This window comes from Neotamlana laminarinivorans (assembly GCF_020523925.1).
Lineage (GTDB): Bacteria > Bacteroidota > Bacteroidia > Flavobacteriales > Flavobacteriaceae > Neotamlana > Neotamlana laminarinivorans.
Genome location: NZ_JAJAPW010000001.1, coordinates 1 through 22,302, shown reverse-complemented (window position 1 = coordinate 22,302; position 22,302 = coordinate 1). Strand labels below are relative to the sequence as shown.

The following is a 22,302-nucleotide window of genomic DNA, read 5'->3' as shown; positions in this document are numbered from 1 at the left end:
TGTTTTATTTGGCTTCAAATTCTGAGTTTAAACCCTTTAAAACATCTTCTGTTAAATTGGTTGCATCACTAGCGTACATAATGTTTCCGCCTCCGCTTGCTCCAAAAATAATTTCATGATTATTTTTTTTACCGTATTCTTTTATAAAATCGTTAATATCGTTTATTACGGTTTGGGTAGATTTTTTATCTTCTTCTTGTATTTGCTTTTGTATGGCTTGTTGGTAATTGTTTATTTGTTGTTGCTTATTACCCAAGAGCTGTTGCTTTAACTCTAACTCTTTTTTACTCATTTTAGCACGTTCTTTTTCGTAAAGCTTAAGTTCTTTTTGCCAATCGCTCATCAAACTATCTACATTTGCGTTTAAGGTTTTTGCTTTTTCTTCAAACTCTGCTCTTACAATTTTTGTACGTTTGTAACCTTCTACTAGTTTATTAACATCGACATAAACAAGTTGTGATGCCGTTTTAAAGTAAAAAATGGAGATTAGAGATAGTACTAAAGCTATAATAGCTAATGGTAATGCTAGTTTTTTCATGAAAGTTTTTAACTGTTTTTAATTTAATATTTGTTCTAATTTTAATACACGTTGTAAAAGCTCTGTATTAATTTTATCTTGAGATTGTATTTTTTTCTCTTGTTGAATTGTATAAAGTGTTAATTCTTCAATTTTTTGTAAAAGTTTGGCATTCATTTCGGCTAAGTATATGCCGTTTTGTTTTACCTCTTTGGCACTTGGAATATCTTTTAAGTGACCTTTTTCTTTAATGTGCTGCTCTACTTGTTTAAGAGTTGGTAAATTATAGTCTTTGTAAAAAACAAAGTCGCTCCATGTTAAGGATGAATTTTCAACCTTAACTTTTTGAGCTCCTATTGTACCTTTTACGGCTAACTTGTAATTGTTTGGGTTTGATGATAAGTCTGTACCAATACCCACATTGCCATTCCATTCATCTACATGAAATATTTTTTTAGGAGTGATGGGAGTTACTAACGATTCGTCTATTGCTTCTAAAACGTAATCTAAATCAGGATTTATAATATCTGTTAATATTATAGTCCCAGCACTTGTTGATGTAACTGCTGTATTTTTTACTGCTAGATATCTATCTGATCCAGACCCAACATACCCCCACTCCAATTTAACTCTTGTATGATTGTAGTTAAATTCACTTATATATTGTACCTCGGCTGTATTCCAGTATTTATTAACAATATGTACTATAACATTGTGTTCTGCATAACTACCTCTTGCTGTAATTTTAGTTACAAACTCACCTTTTGTATTTATTTTGTACCAAGTTTCTCCATTACCAGAATTTTGTGAATAGCTGCTATTTAAATAAAATAACACCCCTACTAAACATAACATTTTCCGCATAATAATTGTATTAAAATTTTAACATAAAATTAGTACAACCTATCGAGCAACATGTAAGGTTTAGCCTTGCATTAAATAAGGCAAAATACAACCAAATGAAGGGTATTTCTTCTTAAAAATTATGTTAAAACACAATAACCTTAGTCAAAATATGGTTTTTCCTTATTTTAAATTTTAACTTTTTTTTAAGTTAGCCTGCAAACCATAACATATCAAACCAAATCATATGAACAACGTAGTTAATACTTTGATTCTTGACGATCATCCCATTATTGTTAATGCTCTTAAACTAACCTTACAACAGGTTGCTTTAAAGCTCAATGTTTCTTTTAATATTCAAACTGCTAATGATGGTGATACTGCTGAATTAAAAATTAATAATGCTGCTATTATTAACCCTTTTGATTTAGCCATTTTAGATATTAGTATACCGCCCTCTCAAAATGCTAAATTGCTTTCTGGAGAAGACATTGGCCTAAAAATTAAAGCTATAAACCAAGATGTTAAAATTATAGTAATGACCTCTCTTAACGATAACCATGTGCTGTATAATATTTTTAAAACTTTAAATCCTGATGCTTTTTTAATTAAAAGCGATATTGACAATCAAGATTTAATTAAAGCCATTACCGATGTTTTAAACGACACTCCCTATTACAGCAAAACCGTTACTAAACTTATTAGAAACCACATGTCGAGCCAGATTGTTTTAGATAAAATTGATAGAGATATACTTTATCACCTATCGGTTGGGGCTAAAATGAAAGATTTGCCCAAATTAATTAACCTTTCGCTTGCTGGTATAGAGCGCCGTAAAAGGCAACTTCGTGATATTTTTAACACGCCAAAAAAAGACGATAGAGCGTTAATTGAATGTGCTAAACAAAAAGGCTTTGTTTAAAATTTATTTACGTATTTAAAAAACATGTGTTCTACTACATTTTAAGTAAAACCGTTTTATTCTGTACAAGTATAAATTATTTTAAGTAACAAATAATTTAGTTGTTATGGTAATGTACTTGTACAGTTTTTAAAATTGTTTTTGTTCATACAGAGTTGTAAAATATTTAATTACATTTCTTTTTCTAACTCATAACGCTATTAGTTGAAAACTAGCCGTAGCCTTTGCTCTATAGCGCGAGTAGAAAGTTATTAAGCTTTGACAGCACTATTTATAAACTAGCGCTAGCGTGTGATAATATTAATGACTATTTAATTCATTATTTTAAGGTTTTTTAAAGCATTTAAAACAGGTTTATAATCAAGAATGAACTCTGATTTACCTCTATAAACATGAATAATTAATTCACCTTTTTTCTTGACTAAAGAATCTTTTAAATTGATAATATTCCAAAAATCATTAGTTATAACCTTTACCCCATTATTTAAATATATTGTTGGGTTATTATGATTTTTTTATCATAATCCTTTCCCTCTACCACACCTTTGTAAAAGCTATTTAACAAAAAATTGCGGGAATCTTCATAACCAGGCTTATCAAAAGCTGTATTCATCTTATAATATCCAATAATCAAAGCCATTAATCCAATTAAACTATAACTAAATTTATCTGATAATTTCATCTTCATATTATTATTAATCTATGCCAAAAATCCAATATTATCTATTTCTATTATGGTATGATCTTCTTGAAAATTTCTGGCACTTGAATATTTCCAATCTACTTCATTTGTAACAAAACCACTAGCTACAGGATTATTATGTATGTATTCTATTTTTTGTTTAATTACTTTTTCGCTTCATAATTCAATGGGTTTGTTGTGGTGTTGCCAAAATTGATATTTACTTGTTGTTGCATTCTTTTTTCTTGCGCGTTCAAACATCCATAACAGCCATTCTTTTCTGCTTTCTTGTGGATTACTCTCTATGGCTTCTATTACTTTTTTAGCTATATGCCTTTTAAAATCACGAATTAATTCTGATGGCTGGTTTCTAGATGACCGAAATATAAAATGTACCCTTCGACTTCGCTCAGGAAAGGCTTGACTTGGCATAAAACAATAGCAATAGAACTCCATTCCCTTTTCTTTTCTACAATAATTTATACTGTCTGTTAATACATTAAAATATACTTGCCTTGTAAATACGTCTATCCAATTTACTGTGGCAAAACTTATAAAATATAAACCGCTCTTGTTATTAAACTTGTATTTCCTGCTCATAATCACAACATACAAAAAGCTATACTTTAATGGCATAGCTTTTTGTTTTTTTATCTTCTTTGTGTGATGCTAAAGCTAATGTAGTTTATTCTTAACTTTATGCTATGCTGTCTTTAAAGTAGCTACTGTTCTTTACCTAGCTTTGACGGCACTAGTTATAAACTAGCGCTAGCGGGGGGGGTGCCTTTTAACCTAGTTTTTTAATATGTTTATTTTGATTTCAATTACCAAACAATACTTTTCCAGAATTTAGAGTTGCTATGCACATCAATAACGGGACTATCAACGAGTGAAACGTCTAATTCTCCTTCGCCAAAAACATAGTTTGATGCGCTTGAATATTTATAATGAGACGCTTTTTCAACCAATCCTGCTCGCACTGGGTTTAAATGCATATAATCTAACTTAGACCATAGAAATTTTTGACTGTAAATTTCTTCAGGATGATTACCATATCTCCAAAATTGATAGGCTTTGTTTCTACCATGACTTTCTGTTGCTTTTGAAAATAACTCCAGCATCCATTCGCGTCTGCTTTCCCTATCTACTTTTATTTTATTTATAATTGCTTTGGCTGTATACTTTTTAAAATCACGAATAACTCCAGATAAATCATTCATACTGCTTTGAACAATTAAATGAAGGTGGTTACTCATTATAACATAACCAAAAACAATCATTCCCTTTTCTTTAATGCAATAGTTTAAGTTTTCTATTAAAATATATTTATAAACTTGTCTCGTAAATACATCTACCCAATTTACAACTGTAAATGTTACATAATGCGGTTTACTTTGGTCTCGTATTTTGTAACCATCTGTTTCCATATTTAAATATATAAAAATAATAGTTGCTATGCGAAGTTTAAAACTTCTCATCATTTCAAAACCACAAAAAATATAAAACTACACTTTCTTGAAATGTAGCTTAATTAAATTTACTATTCTTTTTATTATATATGCTTCGAAGTTGCAAACTTCGAAGAGCTGGATAAAAAAGCTTCTACATCCTGTAAAAGCTTTTATCTATCATTTTATATTTTATTGCTACGAAGTCACAGACTTCGCAGAGCGGGGGTGTCGAAGATATTTCTAATCTCTCGGAAGATAAGAAGAAGTATATTTTTGATTTTATTGATATGTGTCTGCGTGACTACAAAACACAACAGGCTTATAAATAAAAAACCACCTCGTTAAAGGTGGTTTAGATTACTATTTATTACATCTTTTTTGTTCTTTCGTCAACTTCTTTTGAACTCTACGCATTGAGCCTTCGCTCCAATCATATTCAAACGTAAAATCCTTATCAGGTAAAGGGTCGTAGATTTTTTTATACTTCTTATTTGTGGTATCATAGATATATAAAACAAAGTGATTCCCTTTAGTTAACCAAGGTAATTTAAAGTTTTCTATGTCATAATTAAAAGTTTCTGTATTATCTCCGCATTGTTTGACGTAACGAGTATTCAAATTTATATTTGTGACGTTATCAGAAGTCAATTTTTTATAATCACTCTCTTTGATAGAAAGATTACCTTGTACATAATTAACTCTTACAGACTGGTTATTGCCTTCTTTGTCAGTTACAACAAACTTATCTACATAAATATTTCTTAAATCATTATCTACTGATATGATAAAATTAAAATCTTTATTCTGTGAATACGCTATAGAAGCATTTACAATACAGAAAAACAATATTATTCTCTTTATCTCTTTCATTCCTAATTACCTATAATTTTATTCACAGTTCTACGGCTAAATTGGAAAGATGGTGTTGTTCCTCCATTATTATATATTACCACACCGTTTTTGGGTTTATTAATGGTTGTAGCATTTCTACCAGTTTGTTTGTCAATTCCTTGAGTAGCGGTTGCTTGCCCTAAAGGTCCAACTATTATATTTGTCCTATATTGAGCAAAGGTTTCCGAGTCTGCTCCTTGTCCTTGCGTAGCAACTGTGGCATTACCTCCAAAAACTTGATTACCTACCACCTTTGCTTCTGTTGGATGCGAATGTATAGACACTTCTACGTCTGCTGGCGTTGTGCCTGGAAAAAGCCCTGGCAAACTCGCTTTGGCGTGACTATCTACTCCAAGTTGTATTGCTTCTCCTTGAGAACCTTGCACTACTTGTCCATTATTATAAACTAACGAGCTTTCCTCACTTAAACCTCCATTCTCAATCGTCCTATCTAACACATTTAAAGCTTCTCCTAAAGCTTTATCACTAGGTAAGAAACTAATATCAGAACCTGTAAAAGAGAATTGGTCATCTAATAAATCTACTTTCCCATCTTTTTTGTAAACATCTTTTACTTGGTCTACTAGTTCTTCATTATTCACTACTACGTTAACTCCATTATCAACTCCATCATCTCCAATTTTAGTGCCATTTTTATCAAATAAATCCGTAAAAGGCGCCATTCCGTCTGGGTCAGTAAAAACTAAAGGATTATTAAAAGCATAATTATATGGACTATGTCTTCTCATTTGCTCCGCTAATGGGTCAAGATTCATCCAACGTCCTAAACTTGCATCGTAATTTCTTGCTCCAAAATCATACCAATCTAAACCAAGTTCTTGATTGTGTTCTTTTCCTCCGAATTTGTAAGGATGTTCCGTGCCATTCACTACATTATTGTATCCTTTGTGTTCAAGTCCAAAAGGATAGTAGTTGTTTTCTTCTAATATTTCAGAACTTGTTACACTTCCGTTGGCATCAGTATCTTGGTAGCTTAACCTTATATTACCTAAATGGTCTTTGTATTGGTAAATATAATTAAATCCTTGCGATATATCGCTAGGGTTTTTAGGTTCTATATACCCTTCGGGGTGGTTAAAGAATTTTAAGGTACTGCCCGAGCCGGTATCTTCATAAATATAATTTCCTGCATATTCGGTAGCTGTTCCTGTACTCACTTCTTTTTTTAGTTTTACGCCTGTGGCATCGTAAAAATACAAAATTGTGCCCACATTAGTACTTCCATCGTTAATTATTACTTGGGTTGGTAAGTTTAAATGGTTGTAAGTTATGTTGGTTATGCCTTTGTTTAAATCTTGGGTCATGTTACCATTGTCATCATACTCATAATCGTCGTTACCATTATTAAATACAGTATCTGAGGCATTGCCATCTTTAAACCCTGTAGTAAAACTTGTAGCATCTGTTACCCCATGTAGTTGGTTACCGTAATAGTAATAACTTAAATTGTCTATAGTATTAAACGTTGTTGGGTTTAACTCATCTTCATGCCCTGTTCTAATAAGAGATTGTATGTTACCATTCTTATCATAAGTTACAGGGTTTGTTAACGTACCATTTTCACTAAATCCTCCTAAGTTGTAATGGTCTGTATCGTCTTTAGCTCCTGTTATTCTGTTTAAAGCATCGTAACTGTAATTATAGGTTTTTAAACTATTGTCTGTATTGGCTGTTTTCCATTGGGTAGTGCTTATATTACCATTATAAAGGGCATTTGCGCCTTCGTTATACCCAATTTTAAAGGCAAACAAATCGGTTCCTAATGTTGTAGGGTTATTTATTTGCTTTAACCAGCCGCGTATATTATAAGCATAATCTGCGGTTTGTAATCCTGTTGAGTTTGCTACTATGGTTGCGGCCTCGCCTCCTACTTTTTTGTTTTCTAGTTGCCCTAGCTCGTCGTAGCTGTTTAATACTATAAGCTCGGGGCTTACTCCTGTGGTGCTTTCTATTTTTGCTGTAAATCCTGGTAAGGCGGTAAACCCTGGCATTAAGGTTATGCTATTACTTGCCGTATAACTGGTTTGGTTGTTGGTGGCGGTATCGTTTAATATTAAATTGGTTGCCGAATCAAACTCGGTATCGCGCAGGTTTTGCGTTTGGCTTAGTAGGCGCCCTTGGTGGTCGTAGGTGAAATTATCTTCTACTACAATATCGTCTTCTCCAGTTTTTCGATGGATGCTTACACTTTGGGTTAGCTTACCTACAAAGTCTAGTTGGCTTTTTACTATATCGGTGGTTTCTAGGTATTCGTTATGGCTACCTACCCATATTGGGCGTGCTTTTGCATCGTAGGCTGTTACGGTGGTTATCCAAGTATTGGTATCTAATACTTTTACTTTACTTCCTGTGGCTAAGCTTTTGGTATTACTGGTTATATCGCCTGTTTCCCAGACCGCTGTAGGCATGGTTATTTGGGTTGGGATATTAAAATTATAATCGTCGTAGTAATTTACTGTTAATAGCTCTGTACTTGTATTTGGAAAGCTTTGGCTACTGTAGTAGTGGTAACTGCCTTGGGGTGTTTGCTTGCTTTCGTATAAATTATTACTGGTATTTGTGGTATAAAAGGCATTTAAAATGTCTTGCATTTCGCCTTGAGTTTTTTCACTTGAATGTGTGTAAATACCCGTGTAAGCCACTCTGCCAAACACATCGTACTTAGTGAATAACCATTGGTAGCTGGCTCGTAAATTGGCATCTTGGGTTAGTACTGGCCTATCTAGAGTATCGTAAACAATATATTCCCAGTCTTTGCCTGGTATTTTCTTTTCTATGAGTCGGTTTCTGTGGTCGTATTTGTATTGGTAGCATAGTTCTGCTTGCTCTGTAGTACTGGGTAATGCGGTTTGGGCTTCGGCTTTTGGGGGTAATACATAGGTGAGGTTACCAAAGTCGTCGTACACGTAATAGGTGTCGTGAGCTATAGCTTCATTATATGTTCGTTTTAATACCACTTGACCTTGTTTGTTTTTAAATTCTTCGGTGGTGTGGTTGTTCCCGCTTGTCCAGTTTTCGTCTTTTGTAATGGTTTTATACAATTCGCCCTCTAAATAATAGCCGCTATTGGTGCTACTTAACACCAATTCTGGGTTATCGGTTTCATCGTTTATAAAATTAACCTCGTATAAGCGTACGTTATCGTTTGCGGCATCGGTTGGGTTTGCGGTATCGTGGGTATTGGCTTGGTATTCAAACTTTATGGTATGGTCTAAATCGGTGTCTTTATCTAATGCCCAATCGGTGCCTGGAGCGGCTTGCTCTAATACTCTGCTTAATGGCGAGGATTCTAAATGTTTTTCGGAGTATGGGTTGATGCTCTCTAGGGTTAATTCTGTAAAATCGTCTGCGTAACGGGTGGCGTTGTAGTAGTAAGCCTTACTATCGGTTTCTGCATTGACTTGATATGACAAACAACTATTGGTATTGGCGTATGGCAGGTAATCTTTATCTTGCCTACCATAATTGTCATAACTTATTGGGGTAACAATATCTTCACTATTCCCTCCCGCACGAATTGCGATATTCTGAATAGGTCTGCCTAAACCATCAAAATATGCTACCGCCTCAATTTTTTGATTAGTTGATAAAGAAGACACTGTTGTAGTCGCTTCGGTTGGTGTAATGGTATAAACGTAGTTTTCATCACTTAAATTATCACAATCTAAACAACCATTATTAGCCGATGAGCCATATTGTGTTGGACATTGGTCGGTATTATTTGCTACATAATATTCAGGTTGACTACAATTTGAAATGGAATTATTAGGGTCTCCCAAACCATCTTCATCAAAATCTGCATACCAAATTTGTGTATTAGACTCTATAGTATAATTAATTTCTCTTGAATTACTACTCCAACATAATGTGCTATTATTTCGTGCTCTTAAGTAATATACTGTGCCACTAGTAAGGGTAATGGATGTCTCTGAATTTGAAGTACTTGTTCCTGTAGAAGTACTTTGCCAAAACCAGGTTATTCCAGTGGGTTCTTCGCCTTTAGTTAATACTGTTTCGTTACAATTTTTAGTTATTATTGGAGTATTAGGTGTACTTGGGTTTGCATTTACGGTGTAAGTTATACTGCTTGAGGACTCACTCCAGATATCATTAGCTGTATTTTTTGCGCGTAGGTAATATACATTTCCTGTACTACGAGAAATAGTACTAGCCGAATTAGATGTACTTGTACCTGTAGCTGAACTTTGCCAATACCAAGTTACCCCTGTGGGGGGTGTACCGCGTTGTAAAACCGTACTTCCACAACTGACGCTTTGCACCGTTGGCGCTGTTGGGGTGTCGGGTTCTATAGCAACTTCATTTACCATAACAAGAAATTCATCGTAATAAGAATTACCAGAATTATCATAAACAACTAACTGTAAATATTTTACTCCTGTAGTATTCCAAGTTACCGAAATATCCGGATCATTAAAATCATAATAATATTCATTACCTGACTCTACTATTGTTCCTCCCTCATCTATGTACCACTCAAAATCATATCCATCAAAAGCATTTCCATTAGCATCTTGAAAAGTGTATAATGTAGTTTCTCCTATTTCTACTTCACTAGAACCTACTATATTTTGAGCTTCTATTTTATTACTTAAATTTATTAGAATTAGAAATACCAATAAAATTTGTATGTGTTTATTTAAGTTATTAATGCTCATAATTTCTATTTTATTTAAAAATCAACTAAAAAAATACTCTAAACTGTTTACTACATTCTTTTAAATGATGGACTATTGGAGATAAAGGAGTAACTTCTTCTATTTTAAAAACCACTTAGTTCTTCTCCTATTATTTTTTTGTATTAATGATTTATTACTGTTAAATGCTACTTTCGGTTATTACAAGTAACCCATAAATTCAGCTTCTGTATGGTATTTTATTGTTGCCCTTTATAATGGTATTCACTTTTAGAGATGATATTACCTTCGGCATCTTTTACCTGCTCTAAACGATTAAAATCGTCATACTCATAATATGTTGTATAGCCACGGGCATCGGTAGTGCTAGTTATGCCTATAAGAGGGTTGTAAGTATAACTAGTCATCATCGCAGTATCAGGGAGGTTTGCTCTTAAAACTGATAAGGCTTCCCTTAAAACAGATTCATTACAATTTTCTGTATCTAAACAATTATCGTTATCGGCGTCTGATAAGCTTTGTAAGTTAGCCACATAACTTTGTATATCATCATAAGTTACATTTTCTATTTTTGCAATAGGTTGGGTTTGGTTATAACCCCATATATAAACTACGTGAGTACCATCAGTTTTGTGTACCTCTTTTACATTCCCGTTTTCATAGTAATCTTTAAATACAATTCTTTCTTCCAATACATTTTCTCCTTTAGAAGTTTCTATGAACTCTGGTAAAACAGCATCATCTATGTCATTTATTATATTATCTTGATCTAGATCCCATACTTTAAAATTTGTTCGTTGAACTGATAATAGCGTTTCTGTAGTCTCGTCCTTTTTATAAGTTTCTATTTGGATAGGTGTTGCTGGTTGATGGTATACTCCACCTTTCTGCATGCCTATAGCTGCTGTATATGCCGAAGTAGTTAAATTTCCACCAGCTATAGAGCTGCCATCACTCAAGATAGAAGCTGTTTGTATTGCATCGGGGTAAATTGTTTTAGTTTTTTGTGTTTCGCCTCTACTTGTAACCGTACTTTGCTCTGTTACTAAGCCTTTATCATTATATGCATACTCTGTTGTAGTGATAAGTGGAGTGTCTGTATCTTGATACTCTATAACTTCTTGTTTTATTAAATTTGCACTGCTTTGGCAAATAAAACTGTCGTAACAGCCTAAAACAGGTAAGAGATCCGAATCTCCTCGAAAAAAAGCTTCTCCATTCTTTCTGGCATAAAACTGATCTAAGTAACTATCAGGAGCCCCTCCTGTTAAGGAAGTAACGGCTTGTGCATAAGAACAAACCAATACAACATTTAAATTCTTGAAACTATTTATTATTGGAAGGTAATTATAAGTGTTAGTTACTTTTTTAATTGGAATATAAGAGTTTCCATCACTTTTAAAGTATTCTGTAGATTTTAACTTGCCCCCCGAAGCACCATATAGATACCATAACTTATTTCTACCTAGACCCAATTGATTTGTTAGATCAGAACCAAAAGACCAGCCATAACTATCATCTAAGACATTTTTATTTAGATATTGATTTTCTATACTATATTCATAATTGTAAACCGTTTTACCTATGTTTGAATCCAAAAAAGTACTTCCTTGATATTCTGTTATCTCTTCGTAATTAATTTGGGTATCTAAACCACTATTAAAATTATGTGAAAATCTGCGACTTCTATACCTATCATAATAAGAAGCATAATCAGATACTGGAACCTCATGCATAAAATAACTAGTTGTAGTATAATTATAGGGGTTTAAAGGACTTTTTGGTGTTTGAGTATTAAAAACTCTTGGGGTATACTCATAAGTTTTAACTATGTTTTGAGAAGTTTCGTCTGTTTTATTAATGATACTTTTAACACGCAATCCCCCTCCTTTTATTGTTGATGAAGTCAAAGGTATTAGCCCTGTTGTTCCTATAAATTCATTCAATTCATAATCAAACTCTGTTACCCCTCCAGTAGGATAAATAATTTTGTTTAGTACATAAGATTTGGAATGATTTAACGAAGCATCTTTTTCGTTAGATGCTGTTTGACAGAAAAACTGACTTCCATATTCATTAGGATAATTCCTTATTTCTCTATCGTAAGAAAAATTATCTTTTCCATTAAAATGACCCCAAAAATCTGTTTGGTTCTCCTTAGGCAACCCATAGTCGAAGTACTCAAATTCATAAGTCTTAATTCCTAAACCATTTTGATTATTTATATCTACCTTATCTAATCTTTCATATGCGTTTTGACTCGAAAAATAGGAACGGGTAAAACTCACTGTTTTAATTAACACATTATCATTATCTCTAACTTCAATACTATTAATCCTTTTTTTGTCTGTAGACAGATTAAAAACAACTCTTCCTTTATTAAAACTAATTTCTTTTATAGTTTTTACTTCGTAACTAATTGAATTGTCATTAATATAATCAGAACTACAATAAGCATCTAAAGCTTGTGCATAATGGTTATTAAGCTTGTGACGGTCATCATTAGGAGAGGCACTTCCTATATCTGCCCAGACATAGGAACTTACATAATATAGTGGAACGGTATCATATGTAAAATCAATAGTACTTGATTTATCTGCCGATATAACACGCGTAAGAAGCCAACTAGAAGGAGACCTACCCCATTCACTGCCCAACTCGACCACCTCATAGTTTTTATTTTCGCCAAAATAATATGTTTGACCTGTACCTTTAACAATTTTAAAGTAATCAATAGATGTATTATTACCCGCGGCAGGAAAATCTGTATTCGATGCCATATTTAATGATACTTTTTTTGGACTTTCTATTAATTGATGTATAGTTATGTTACTATTACCATTTATATCTTCTTGATTATTCATTATAAAGTTACCGTGCTCACCTAAAAAAGAATAAGTAAACATATCATATTGGGTATCAAAAACAGGCCCATTATTCCCGGATGCTAGATGTAAATAACTAAAATCATTTTCATCTAAAACGTCTAAGTCATTTGTGAGTTTAAATGTGTTAGGTCTTGGAACATATTCATCAGGCCATTGATTTACAGTTCTAGAAATTCTACCACCTACATCTAGAGTCCAACCAAAAGCTATATTGCTATTATCTGCACCAGGTTTAATAGAACTGATATGGTATCTTAAAACAATAGGAACTGTAATACCATCAGATTCAATAGTATATAGTGGAATAGAAATATCTGGCACACCTGTATTATAACTTACTGGAACATCTCCATATATATGAAATGTCTCAGCTCTAGGGGATGGTGGCACAATTTCAGGCAAATCCTGAGCCATCACAATTTTACCAACTAAAATAATTAGGACTAGTAATAATTTAGAATTCATAAAAACACATTTTATTCTAGGGTAAATTTCTAAAAAACTTAACACGCCTCACTAAGGCTATACCGTTAATTTAATAAGGATAAACTTTTAGATTCTTAAAATAAACCCCATTATAAACCTTACTGAAAATAAGCTTAAACCTTAGCTGGGTTCAGTTACATATAAATACATTTGATTTATTAAGATTACTACTATTTTTCTGCCTATAAATTTTATAAATATGAGCTTAAAGCATAAATCACTTTTAGTTAAAATACCCAGCTATAATTTACAAGAAGTGCTTATTGTACTGGTAATTATTGGTATACTATTATTACTTGCTTTACCCAATTTAATGCCCTTAATAAGTAAAGCTAAAAGTATTGAAGCCCAAACGCAGTTAAAATACATTTACAACTCGCAAACTAGTTATAGGTTTATGTACAGTAAATATGCTACAGACCTAAATGAAATTGACTTTACTCCCCCAAAAACTGTAAACGAGAATGGAACAAGCAACTATAATTACGATATTATAAATGCAGACAATAACAGCTTTAAAGTTAGAGCTACTGCCATTACCGATTTTGATGGAGACGGTATTTTTAATGTCTGGGAAATTGATGAAAACGGCACCCCTAAACAAACTGTAAAAGACTAAATTTTTAATGATCTTTATAAAATTAATATTACTACTAACACTTACGTGTATAACTTACCAAGATTTAAAAACGAGATTAGTATATTGGTTCTTATTTCCTGTAGTTGGCATTTGCTTTGGTATTATATTTTATACCAGCACCCTAGCTGAACTTTTTTTTAGTGCAGTATTTCTTAATTTGCTAGTAGTATTTATTCTTCTAGGCGTCATTTTTCTATATACTAAACTAAAATTAAAACGTAACTTTAAAGATGTTATTGGTCTTGGTGATATTTTAATCTTTTTTGCCCTTTGTACTAGTAGTGCTTCTATTTCGTTTATCGTTTTATTTACTAGTTCTCTAGTATTTTCTTTGACTTTACATCTTTTTGCTTCAAAGCATCAAAAGCATAAGAATGTACCTTTAGCAGGTTACATGAGTTTGTTTTATAATTTTACTTTCTTAGCCTTTTGGGGTGGAATCATTAATAATTTATATCAATATTAGGATTATGAGCACTCCAAATTTTAATATTGACACCCATTTAACTCAGCTAATAAGTAGTGAGCAAGCGTACGCCTATAATATTGTTCCCTCTGCCCTTAAAAATGATACCATAATTTTTAAAACCGATTATGTTAACAGTTCGTTGCAACAGGAATTGGAAATTATTTTAGGTAAAAACGTACAATTAGAACTTGAAGATACCGAACTTGTAAAACAATACCTAGCTACCAATTTTAGGGTAAAAAAAGATACCAAAGAAGAAAACCTACACTTTACCACAGATTTTTTAGAAAAATTGCTTTTAAAAGCCAAACAAATTGGTAGTAGTGATATTCATTTTGAACCTTTTGAAAACACATGTAGGGTGCGCTACCGTATTGACGGAAAACTAAAAGCACAATTTATAATTAACGCCTCAGAATATCCAGTAATTATTAATAAATTAAAGATTAAAGCTCATTTAGATATTTCTGAAAAACGCTTGCCTCAAGATGGAAGAATAAGTTTTAAAAACCTTAATGAAGCTTTTGATATTCGTGTTTCAACATTACCCACCTTACATGGCGAAAAAATAGTATTACGTATTTTAAGCAAGGATGCAGATCATATTGATTTAAAAGGTTTAGGCTTTACAAAACAAGAACTTAATGCTTATACCGAAAGTATAAAAAAACCCAATGGCATAGTTTTAATATCTGGCCCAACAGGCTCTGGAAAAACCACCACCCTATATGCTACTTTAAAACTACTAAATGACGACCAAACCAATATACTAACCATTGAAGATCCCATTGAATATACTTTAGAAGGTATAAATCAAGTACAACTAAAAGAAAATATAGGCTTAGATTTTGCTAGTACATTACGTACGTTTTTAAGACAAGACCCCGATGTAATTATGGTTGGTGAAATTCGGGATGTTAAAACTGCAAACATGGCCATTCGTGCTGCATTAACAGGACATTTAGTTTTATCTACCATACACACAAATTCGGCATGGGCTACTGTGTCTCGTTTAATAGATATGGGTATTCCCCCTTTTTTAATTGCAAGCACTTTAAACGTTAGTGTCGCCCAACGTTTGGTTAGAAAATTATGCGAGGATTGCAAACAAGAAACCACGGTAACTCAAGCAGCCTTTCCCCAACATTTTAATATACCAAAAACCTTAACCAAGCATTATACAGCAATGGGCTGTAGCCATTGCCACTATACAGGCTATAAGGGCAGAAAAGCTATTTATGAAATTATACCTGTTACCAAGACATTAATACCACATATAAAGAACAATGATTTAGAAATAGATCCTTATTTGAATACATATAATATAACAACCTTACAAAAAAACGCCTTAATGTTAATTGAACAAGGTGTTACCTCTATAGAAGAAGTTTACTCATTATTAATTAACTAACATTATGAAAAGGAACAACTTATTAATTTTAATCTTAGCGCTAATTACAAGCTTTTTTTATGCCCAAACAAATACTTTTCCTGATAATGACAATGTAGGTATTGGCACTTTAACCCCAAACGCAAAACTTCATGTTAATGGTGGGATTATAAAAATCACAAATGCCGGACAAGCAATATTAGAATTAGATGGGAGTAGTACGGAAAGCTCATACGATGGATCAGTAATTAGAATGAAATCTCCTGACGTAAGTATTGGTAATCATTTTCAAACTCAAATATTTCAAACTGAAACACCAGATGGAATTGGTTCCTTCTTTATACAAAAAAGAGGACTTAACAACGAATATTATGGCAATCTAATAGCTTATACAGATTCTGATGGTTGGGCTTTTTCCACTTCAACGGATGAAACTAGCACAACAACTCAATCACATTTATTTATCAAAAACTCAGGAAATATAGGGATTGGTACGGGTAACCCTAATGCAAAACTAAATATTCATGAATCAAATTCTTTGGGAGCAAGTCAAGGAGACTCTCAAATTTTAACAATTAATAGTATTAGTACTATTAGTAATCATGTCATGAGAAATGAATGGTTTGTAAGAGATGCTAATGGATCTGATTGGTTAACTGCAAGGCATCATAATGGTTTAAGTGTAGATAATTCTTTTATGTCACCAGGAATAAACACAAAAACATGGTGGGAAAGAGATCCTCATTCTGGAAGTCAATATTGGGGTAATACTTCTGACATTCAAATGGCTCTTACCAATGGTAATCTAGGTATTGGTACAGATCTTTCAAACAATCCCAATAATTATAAATTAGCTGTAAAAGGTACAATTGGCGCCCAAGAAGTAAAGGTTGAAAATTCATCATTAACCTGGAGCGATTTTGTTTTTTATGAAAACTATAACCTACCAACTTTAAAACAAGTAGAGCAACATATTAAAGAAAAAGGACATTTAAAAGATATACCAAGTGCCATAGAAGTTGCAAAAAACGGTATACTTTTAGGAGAAATGGATGCTAAACTTTTACAAAAAATAGAAGAGCTAACACTTTACGCCATAGAACAAGACAAACAAACATTATCTCTAAAAAAAGAACTGGTAAAACAACAAAATATTAATAAAGATTTAGAAGCACGATTATTAAAATTAGAAGCTTTATTAAACCAATAATTTTATATTATGAAATTAAAAATTACACAAACCGTATTAACAATTTTAGTTCCATTTTTAATATCCGCTCAAAATACGTTTCCAGATAATGGTAATGTTGGTATAGGAACTACTAATCCTGCAACATTATTTGCCTTACAAGGCACTGATGAATCTATATCTGTTGCTAATACTGTTTATAACTATAGTACAACACATAAAATAGGAGCTCAATTTGGATCATGGAGTGAACATGGTACCGCCGGAATAAAATTTCATAGGTGGTTAGGAAGTAACACAAATTATGATTGTGCTTATGTTGGTCAATCAAAATATTCATACAATTATGGTCTAGATTTTAGAACAGACAGACTCTCTACTTTCTCTGATGCCACTACCTCTAGAATGTTTATAAGTAGTATAACAGGCTATATTGGTATAGGTACTACTACACCAAGTGTATCGTTAGATATCGATTCAGGAAACTTATATTTAGGATCTGGAGCATCAAATAATGGAAATAGAAGTGAATTAAGAGTTTATGGTTTTGATAATAGTGAATCTTTTTATGGTAGCATTCATTCCAATTACAATGATTACAAAAGGACTTTTGATATTAGTAGTAATGCTATGGTAAATCAAATTAAAATTGATGCTTCAGCAAACAATTCTGGGAATATTATATTAACCCCAGGTGATAATGGTTATGTTGGTATAGGCACAATATCACCAGATTCCCCATTAACTGTAAAAGGACTTATCCATGCTCAAGAAGTAAAAGTTACAGCCACTGCGGGAGCCGATTTTGTTTTTGATAATGATTATCATTTACGCTCTCTTAAAAATTTAGAACTTTTTATAAAAGAATACAAACATTTACCTGAAATCCCTTCTGCTAAGGAAATGCAAATTAACGGTATGCTAGTCGCAGAAATAAGCACAAAACTACTACAGAAAATAGAAGAACTTACACTTTACACCATAGAGCAAGAAAAACGTATTAAAGAATTAGAAACTGAAAATAAAACATTAAAAACAAACACCATAAGAATTGAAGCTTTAGAACAAAAACTAAATTTAATTATACAAAAAAGCAATTAAAAACCTACTTAACTCCATTTATGAAGCAGTTACTGCAATTTTTATTTTTTTTAATAATAGGATCTTGTTTTTCACAACATAATCAGGCTCGTTTACATACTATAAAAAATCAACTAGACGCTTTGGCTGTCGATAACTCGGGGTTAAATGAGTCTGTTAAATCAGAGATAAACGTAGCTAATGTATCGTTATCCAATTTTTTATTAGGCATTTCAAATGTTCATAAAGTCAATTTAAATTTAACACCAGAACTTAATCAAATTTCTATTGTAAACAATTTCTCTAATGTAACCGTAGCAGACTTATTACTTTTTTTATGTAAAGAGTATAATCTCACCATTGATTTTACCGGAAATATATTATCCATCAAAAAGTATGTTCCGGAAGCCTTACCACCGCAAAAACATATTATTCCTGTTACGTATACCCCTAGTACTTCAACGCTTAGTATTGATGCAAAAAATGATAAACTTTATGATGTTTTTAAGCGTATTACAGACGAATCTGGTAAAAACCTAGTCTTTACTCCTGGTTTAGAAAATAAAACTATTACGAGCTACATAAAAGATATGCCGTTTGATGTTGCCATGGAAAACTTAGCTTTAGCAAATACATTAATTGTTACAAAAACTAAAGACAACTTTTATGTATTTGAAAGTACAGAGGCAGCCAATAACAATTTATCAAATCATTTTAATAAAAACGAAAATGAATACAAAATTCTAAATTCTTATACTAAACTTTTAGAAGTTAACTTTAATAATACACCTATTAGCCGTATTATAAACAACTTGAGTAAAGCATTAAATCTTAATGTATTTACAGCAACTCCTTTAAAACACGCTGGTAATATTACCTTTAAAACAAAATCTATTACTTTTGATGATTTATTGGTTAAAATTTTTGAAACACAGGCTCATCAAAATAATACACCAACTAAAAGCACCCGTGGTAATAATAAAAACAATCCTACCACCTCCAATGCGGACGTTTCTAATGCAGCCTTCACCTTTAAGAAAGAAAATGACACCTATTTTTTTGGAACAGAAAATCAGTTGAGTGTAAGATCTGTAGATATTATACATTTACAACATCGTTCAGTAGAATTGCTAAGTAATCCCGATGGGGCTTCATCTACAAACAGAACAGCTGGGAGAACAAATAGTCAAAGCACTTATAACAATTACACTAATGGCTATAGTTCTGCTAATAGTAACTCTTTTAATACTAATAACAATTCTAACCTATATACAAACAGTAATAACTTAAGCAACAATAGTCGGCGTACTTTAAATGTTAATACTAATACTTTCAACAATGCATCAAGTAAAGCAGAAGCCTTACTTAGTGTTCTTCCTGATGAAATTACGGCAGATTTAGATATAAAAGTTGATTTTGAATTAAATAGCTTTTACGTTAACGGTCCAAGTGGCAAAATTGAGCGTTTAAAAGCATTCATAAATAAAATAGACAAGCCAGTACCTGTAATTTTAATTGAGGTTATGATAATAGAAGTAAATAAAACGGCTACCTTAGAAACTGGTGTGAGTTGGAATATAGGAGAAAGTGCAACTGAAACTCAAGGCAGCCTCTTCCCTAATGCCAATTTAACTTTGGGGTCGACAACTATCAATAAAATTTTAAATGGTTTTGATGGTTTTGGGCTTGTAAATATAGGAAGTGTTGTCCCTAATTTCTCAGCAACCATAAAGGCCATGGAAAGTAATGGAAACATTAAAGTACGCTCAACTCCCAAATTATCTACATTAAATGGGCATCGTGCTACATTCAGTAATGGCCAAACCTCCTACTATGCGGTAACCCAAACAAATATTTATGGTATTGATAATCCTCAAACTTCCGAAATTACGAACTATCAACCCATAGACGCTGAATTAGGTTTAACCATTAAGCCTATGGTTTCTGGAGACGGACAAGTTACATTAGAGATATTTGTAGTACAATCTAGTTTTGGTACTCGCGTTGCAGAAGATGCTCCGCCTGACTTAAACTCTAGAGAGTTTACCTCTATTATTCGTGTTAAAGACCAGGACATAGTCGTTTTAGGCGGTTTAGAAGAACGTGAAAAAAATGACGCCGGATCAGGCGTTCCATTTTTAGCAAGAATACCTATAATAAAATGGTTATTTAGTGAACGTAGTCGCACCGACTCGAAAGCAAAATTAACCGTATTAATAAAACCTACGGTTATATATTAATGATACAACAACTAAAAACATTAATACTTTTTAAAAAAAGATTTATTGGCATTGAATTAACAACCAATACCCATAAGGATATCTACCATTTTAGTGTTTTAAAAAAAGTAAAGAACACTTTAGACATTGTAAACACAGGGACTTGTAATACCAAGGAAGAGTTAAACACCGCTGGTATTTTTAAAAAGCCCTTTTATTTAGTTATAAATACTAAACAAGTACTTACTAAACCCATAACTCATGGTAAACATTTAAACGCTGAAGAACTCATACACCAAGTATTTCCTAATATTGATTTGGAGTCTTTTTACTATGAGATCTCACAACCAAAACATTTACAACACGCTCTTGTTTCTATATGCAGAAAAACCTACGTAAACGATATTATAAACGAGCTTACATCTTTAAACCTTCACCCTTTTAGTGTATCCTTAGGACATACGCATTTAATTAATTACAGTGAATTTATTGAAGATCCTTTTATTTATACTTCGAATTCTAAAATTAATCTTCACACTTCGCCTTTATTAGAAATAACATCAAATCCTTCTAAGGCCTATTCTTATAACATTAATGGCTTAAGCAGCTCTAGCAAACACATACTCTCCTTGTTTAGTGCTTTACATTTGTATCTAGGGCTTCATGATGTTTTATCAAATCTAACAGTTCTTAATTCTACATTGTATAATCGTTTTAGCAGAGAGCGGTTTTTAAACGTATTTTTAAAATCTAGTTTAGGGTTTATTCTCTTAAGCTTATTACTCAACTTTTTAATTTTTAATCATTATTTCCAAAAAAACAATCATTTAGAACAAACATTACAAGTTAATGAAGCTAGCAAAACCAAATTACTAGAACTAAATGCACAAGTAGAAAAATCTAAAGTCATGATAGATGATGTTTTAAAAAGTAAAGTCTCAAAAAGTTCATTTTATATAAATGCTATTACTACAAGTTTGCCTTCAAGTATTCTATTAAGGGAACTCAATTATCAACCCTTACAAAAAACTATCAAAGTAAATCGACCTATAGCGGTTCACTATGGGTCTGTTTTGGTTTTTGGAGACTCGCATTCTAGCAATGCCTTTTCCCAATGGATAAACACTTTAGAAAATTTAGAATGGGTAAAACAATTAGAGATACTTCATTACAGTGATCAAAATAAAAACCATTCTTCATTTGGTATCAAAATACTAATTAATGACAAATAGAAACAGAATCATATTAGCCGTTTCGGGGTTTATTATAACCCTGTTTTTATGTTATAAATTTGCCTTTTCTAAAACCATAAACTTAGTTTATACTCATGAAAAATTAGTACAAAGTGAAACCCTATTTGAGAATACACCCCATCAAATATTTTTGTTAAAACAGAAACAAAAGTATTATGATTCTTTATTAACCAAATATCAACTTAATGAGCATTCTATACAACATAGCCTTTTGAACACCATTAACAGATATGCTGATAGTCACGAATTTTCTATTGTAGAGTTTAATGAACCTCATATTACACGAGACAACAATTTAACTGTTAAAGTATTTAAATTTACTTTAAACGGTAATTATAACTCGATTATGACATTGATTTATAATATAGAACAGCATACCAAATTAGGAGAAGTTATAAATATACATTTTGAAGTAAAGAAAAATTTCAGGACTGGACAAAAGTATTTACTTGCACACGTTTTATTAAAAACCTTTGAACGTTGATTAAAGTATTTACTATATTTTAATCCATTATATATTCTTTTATTACGTCTTCATTAATACCACTATACTCGGCGAACTCTTTGATGGTAATAAACTGATGTGGCTCCTTATTAAAGTGCTGCTTAATTTTAGATAATAACTTACGGCCGTAGCGTTCTGTTCGACCGGTTATTCGTTGGATATCTTTGGGGTATATGCAGGCGCGTTCTAACTTCAAGGGTG

16 protein-coding genes and 1 pseudogene are annotated in these 22,302 nt (G+C 32.2%); 8 read left to right on the top strand and 9 right to left on the bottom strand.

All coding sequences use genetic code 11. The annotated features are described in order from the left end of the window. Positions 1–4 precede the first annotated feature (4 nt). The gene (locus tag LG649_RS00085; protein ID WP_226539489.1) at positions 5–538 is read right to left on the bottom strand and encodes an OmpH family outer membrane protein; all 534 of its coding nucleotides are present in this window, start codon (positions 536–538) and stop codon (positions 5–7) included. A gap of 18 nt (positions 539–556) precedes the next feature. Beyond that, on the bottom strand, positions 557–1,381 hold the full coding sequence (locus LG649_RS00080; protein ID WP_226539488.1) for a hypothetical protein: 825 nt from the start codon (positions 1,379–1,381) through the stop codon (positions 557–559). 226 nt (positions 1,382–1,607) lie between these two features. On the opposite strand from LG649_RS00080, the gene LG649_RS00075 reads away from it, so the two are divergent. After that, positions 1,608–2,282, top strand: a complete 675-nt coding sequence (locus LG649_RS00075; protein ID WP_226539486.1) for a response regulator — start codon at positions 1,608–1,610, stop codon at positions 2,280–2,282. A 484-nt stretch (positions 2,283–2,766) separates the two neighbouring features. Here the strand turns inward: LG649_RS00075 and LG649_RS00070 are convergent, their stop codons facing one another. From LG649_RS00070 to LG649_RS00045, 6 genes and pseudogenes are all read right to left on the bottom strand, one after another. Further along, complete coding sequence (locus LG649_RS00070; RefSeq protein ID WP_226539484.1) at positions 2,767–2,964, bottom strand: hypothetical protein; 198 nt, start codon at positions 2,962–2,964, stop codon at positions 2,767–2,769. Positions 2,965–2,982: 18 nt separating this feature from the next. After that, positions 2,983–3,564, bottom strand: a pseudogene (locus LG649_RS00065) (transposase). A gap of 224 nt (positions 3,565–3,788) precedes the next feature. After that, complete coding sequence (locus LG649_RS00060) at positions 3,789–4,391, bottom strand: REP-associated tyrosine transposase (RefSeq protein WP_226539482.1); 603 nt, start codon at positions 4,389–4,391, stop codon at positions 3,789–3,791. A 384-nt stretch (positions 4,392–4,775) separates the two neighbouring features. Next, complete coding sequence (locus LG649_RS00055; protein ID WP_226539480.1) at positions 4,776–5,285, bottom strand: hypothetical protein; 510 nt, start codon at positions 5,283–5,285, stop codon at positions 4,776–4,778. 2 nt (positions 5,286–5,287) lie between these two features. After that, positions 5,288–10,003 (bottom strand): DUF6443 domain-containing protein, encoded by a 4,716-nt coding sequence (locus LG649_RS00050; protein WP_226539478.1) that lies wholly within the window; start codon positions 10,001–10,003, stop codon positions 5,288–5,290. A gap of 218 nt (positions 10,004–10,221) precedes the next feature. Beyond that, positions 10,222–13,335: an RHS repeat domain-containing protein gene (locus LG649_RS00045; RefSeq protein ID WP_226539475.1), complete on the bottom strand. Its 3,114-nt coding sequence runs from the start codon at positions 13,333–13,335 to the stop codon at positions 10,222–10,224. A 220-nt stretch (positions 13,336–13,555) separates the two neighbouring features. Between LG649_RS00045 and LG649_RS00040 the strand changes: the two genes are divergently transcribed. The 7 genes from LG649_RS00040 (at position 13,556) to LG649_RS00010 (ending at position 22,080) form a co-directional block, all read left to right on the top strand. Beyond that, on the top strand, positions 13,556–13,975 hold the full coding sequence (locus tag LG649_RS00040) for a type IV pilin-like G/H family protein (protein ID WP_226539473.1): 420 nt from the start codon (positions 13,556–13,558) through the stop codon (positions 13,973–13,975). A gap of 491 nt (positions 13,976–14,466) precedes the next feature. Further along, positions 14,467–15,876, top strand: a complete 1,410-nt coding sequence (locus LG649_RS00035) for a GspE/PulE family protein (protein WP_226539464.1) — start codon at positions 14,467–14,469, stop codon at positions 15,874–15,876. Positions 15,877–15,880: 4 nt separating this feature from the next. Next, entirely contained in the window at positions 15,881–17,065 is a 1,185-nt protein-coding gene (locus tag LG649_RS00030; protein ID WP_226539462.1) for a hypothetical protein, read from the top strand. A gap of 9 nt (positions 17,066–17,074) precedes the next feature. Continuing rightward, on the top strand, positions 17,075–18,145 hold the full coding sequence (locus LG649_RS00025) for a tail fiber protein (protein ID WP_226539460.1): 1,071 nt from the start codon (positions 17,075–17,077) through the stop codon (positions 18,143–18,145). Positions 18,146–18,165: 20 nt separating this feature from the next. After that, positions 18,166–20,364 (top strand): type II secretion system protein GspD, encoded by a 2,199-nt coding sequence (locus LG649_RS00020; RefSeq protein ID WP_226539458.1) that lies wholly within the window; start codon positions 18,166–18,168, stop codon positions 20,362–20,364. After that, positions 20,364–21,575: a hypothetical protein gene (locus tag LG649_RS00015; protein ID WP_226539456.1), complete on the top strand. Its 1,212-nt coding sequence runs from the start codon at positions 20,364–20,366 to the stop codon at positions 21,573–21,575. Before LG649_RS00020 ends, LG649_RS00015 begins: the two co-directional genes overlap by 1 nt. Further along, on the top strand, positions 21,565–22,080 hold the full coding sequence (locus LG649_RS00010) for a hypothetical protein (RefSeq protein ID WP_226539454.1): 516 nt from the start codon (positions 21,565–21,567) through the stop codon (positions 22,078–22,080). Before LG649_RS00015 ends, LG649_RS00010 begins: the two co-directional genes overlap by 11 nt. Before the next feature lie 19 nt (positions 22,081–22,099). Here the strand turns inward: LG649_RS00010 and LG649_RS00005 are convergent. After that, positions 22,100–22,302: hypothetical protein (locus LG649_RS00005; RefSeq protein WP_317197642.1), on the bottom strand; the 203-nt coding region annotated here is incomplete at its 5' end.

What these genes read in the sequence shown, in the direction of transcription:
- LG649_RS00085 (WP_226539489.1), bottom strand. Translation starts at nt 538, where the DNA reads ATGAAAAAACTAGCATTACCATTAGCTATTATAGCTTTAGTACTATCT.
- LG649_RS00080 (WP_226539488.1), bottom strand. Translation starts at nt 1,381, where the DNA reads ATGCGGAAAATGTTATGTTTAGTAGGGGTGTTATTTTATTTAAATAGC.
- LG649_RS00075 (WP_226539486.1), top strand. Translation starts at nt 1,608, where the DNA reads ATGAACAACGTAGTTAATACTTTGATTCTTGACGATCATCCCATTATT.
- LG649_RS00070 (WP_226539484.1), bottom strand. Translation starts at nt 2,964, where the DNA reads ATGAAATTATCAGATAAATTTAGTTATAGTTTAATTGGATTAATGGCT.
- LG649_RS00060 (WP_226539482.1), bottom strand. Translation starts at nt 4,391, where the DNA reads ATGGAAACAGATGGTTACAAAATACGAGACCAAAGTAAACCGCATTAT.
- LG649_RS00055 (WP_226539480.1), bottom strand. Translation starts at nt 5,285, where the DNA reads ATGAAAGAGATAAAGAGAATAATATTGTTTTTCTGTATTGTAAATGCT.
- LG649_RS00050 (WP_226539478.1), bottom strand. Translation starts at nt 10,003, where the DNA reads ATGAGCATTAATAACTTAAATAAACACATACAAATTTTATTGGTATTT.
- LG649_RS00045 (WP_226539475.1), bottom strand. Translation starts at nt 13,335, where the DNA reads ATGAATTCTAAATTATTACTAGTCCTAATTATTTTAGTTGGTAAAATT.
- LG649_RS00040 (WP_226539473.1), top strand. Translation starts at nt 13,556, where the DNA reads ATGAGCTTAAAGCATAAATCACTTTTAGTTAAAATACCCAGCTATAAT.
- LG649_RS00035 (WP_226539464.1), top strand. Translation starts at nt 14,467, where the DNA reads ATGAGCACTCCAAATTTTAATATTGACACCCATTTAACTCAGCTAATA.
- LG649_RS00030 (WP_226539462.1), top strand. Translation starts at nt 15,881, where the DNA reads ATGAAAAGGAACAACTTATTAATTTTAATCTTAGCGCTAATTACAAGC.
- LG649_RS00025 (WP_226539460.1), top strand. Translation starts at nt 17,075, where the DNA reads ATGAAATTAAAAATTACACAAACCGTATTAACAATTTTAGTTCCATTT.
- LG649_RS00020 (WP_226539458.1), top strand. Translation starts at nt 18,166, where the DNA reads ATGAAGCAGTTACTGCAATTTTTATTTTTTTTAATAATAGGATCTTGT.
- LG649_RS00015 (WP_226539456.1), top strand. Translation starts at nt 20,364, where the DNA reads ATGATACAACAACTAAAAACATTAATACTTTTTAAAAAAAGATTTATT.
- LG649_RS00010 (WP_226539454.1), top strand. Translation starts at nt 21,565, where the DNA reads ATGACAAATAGAAACAGAATCATATTAGCCGTTTCGGGGTTTATTATA.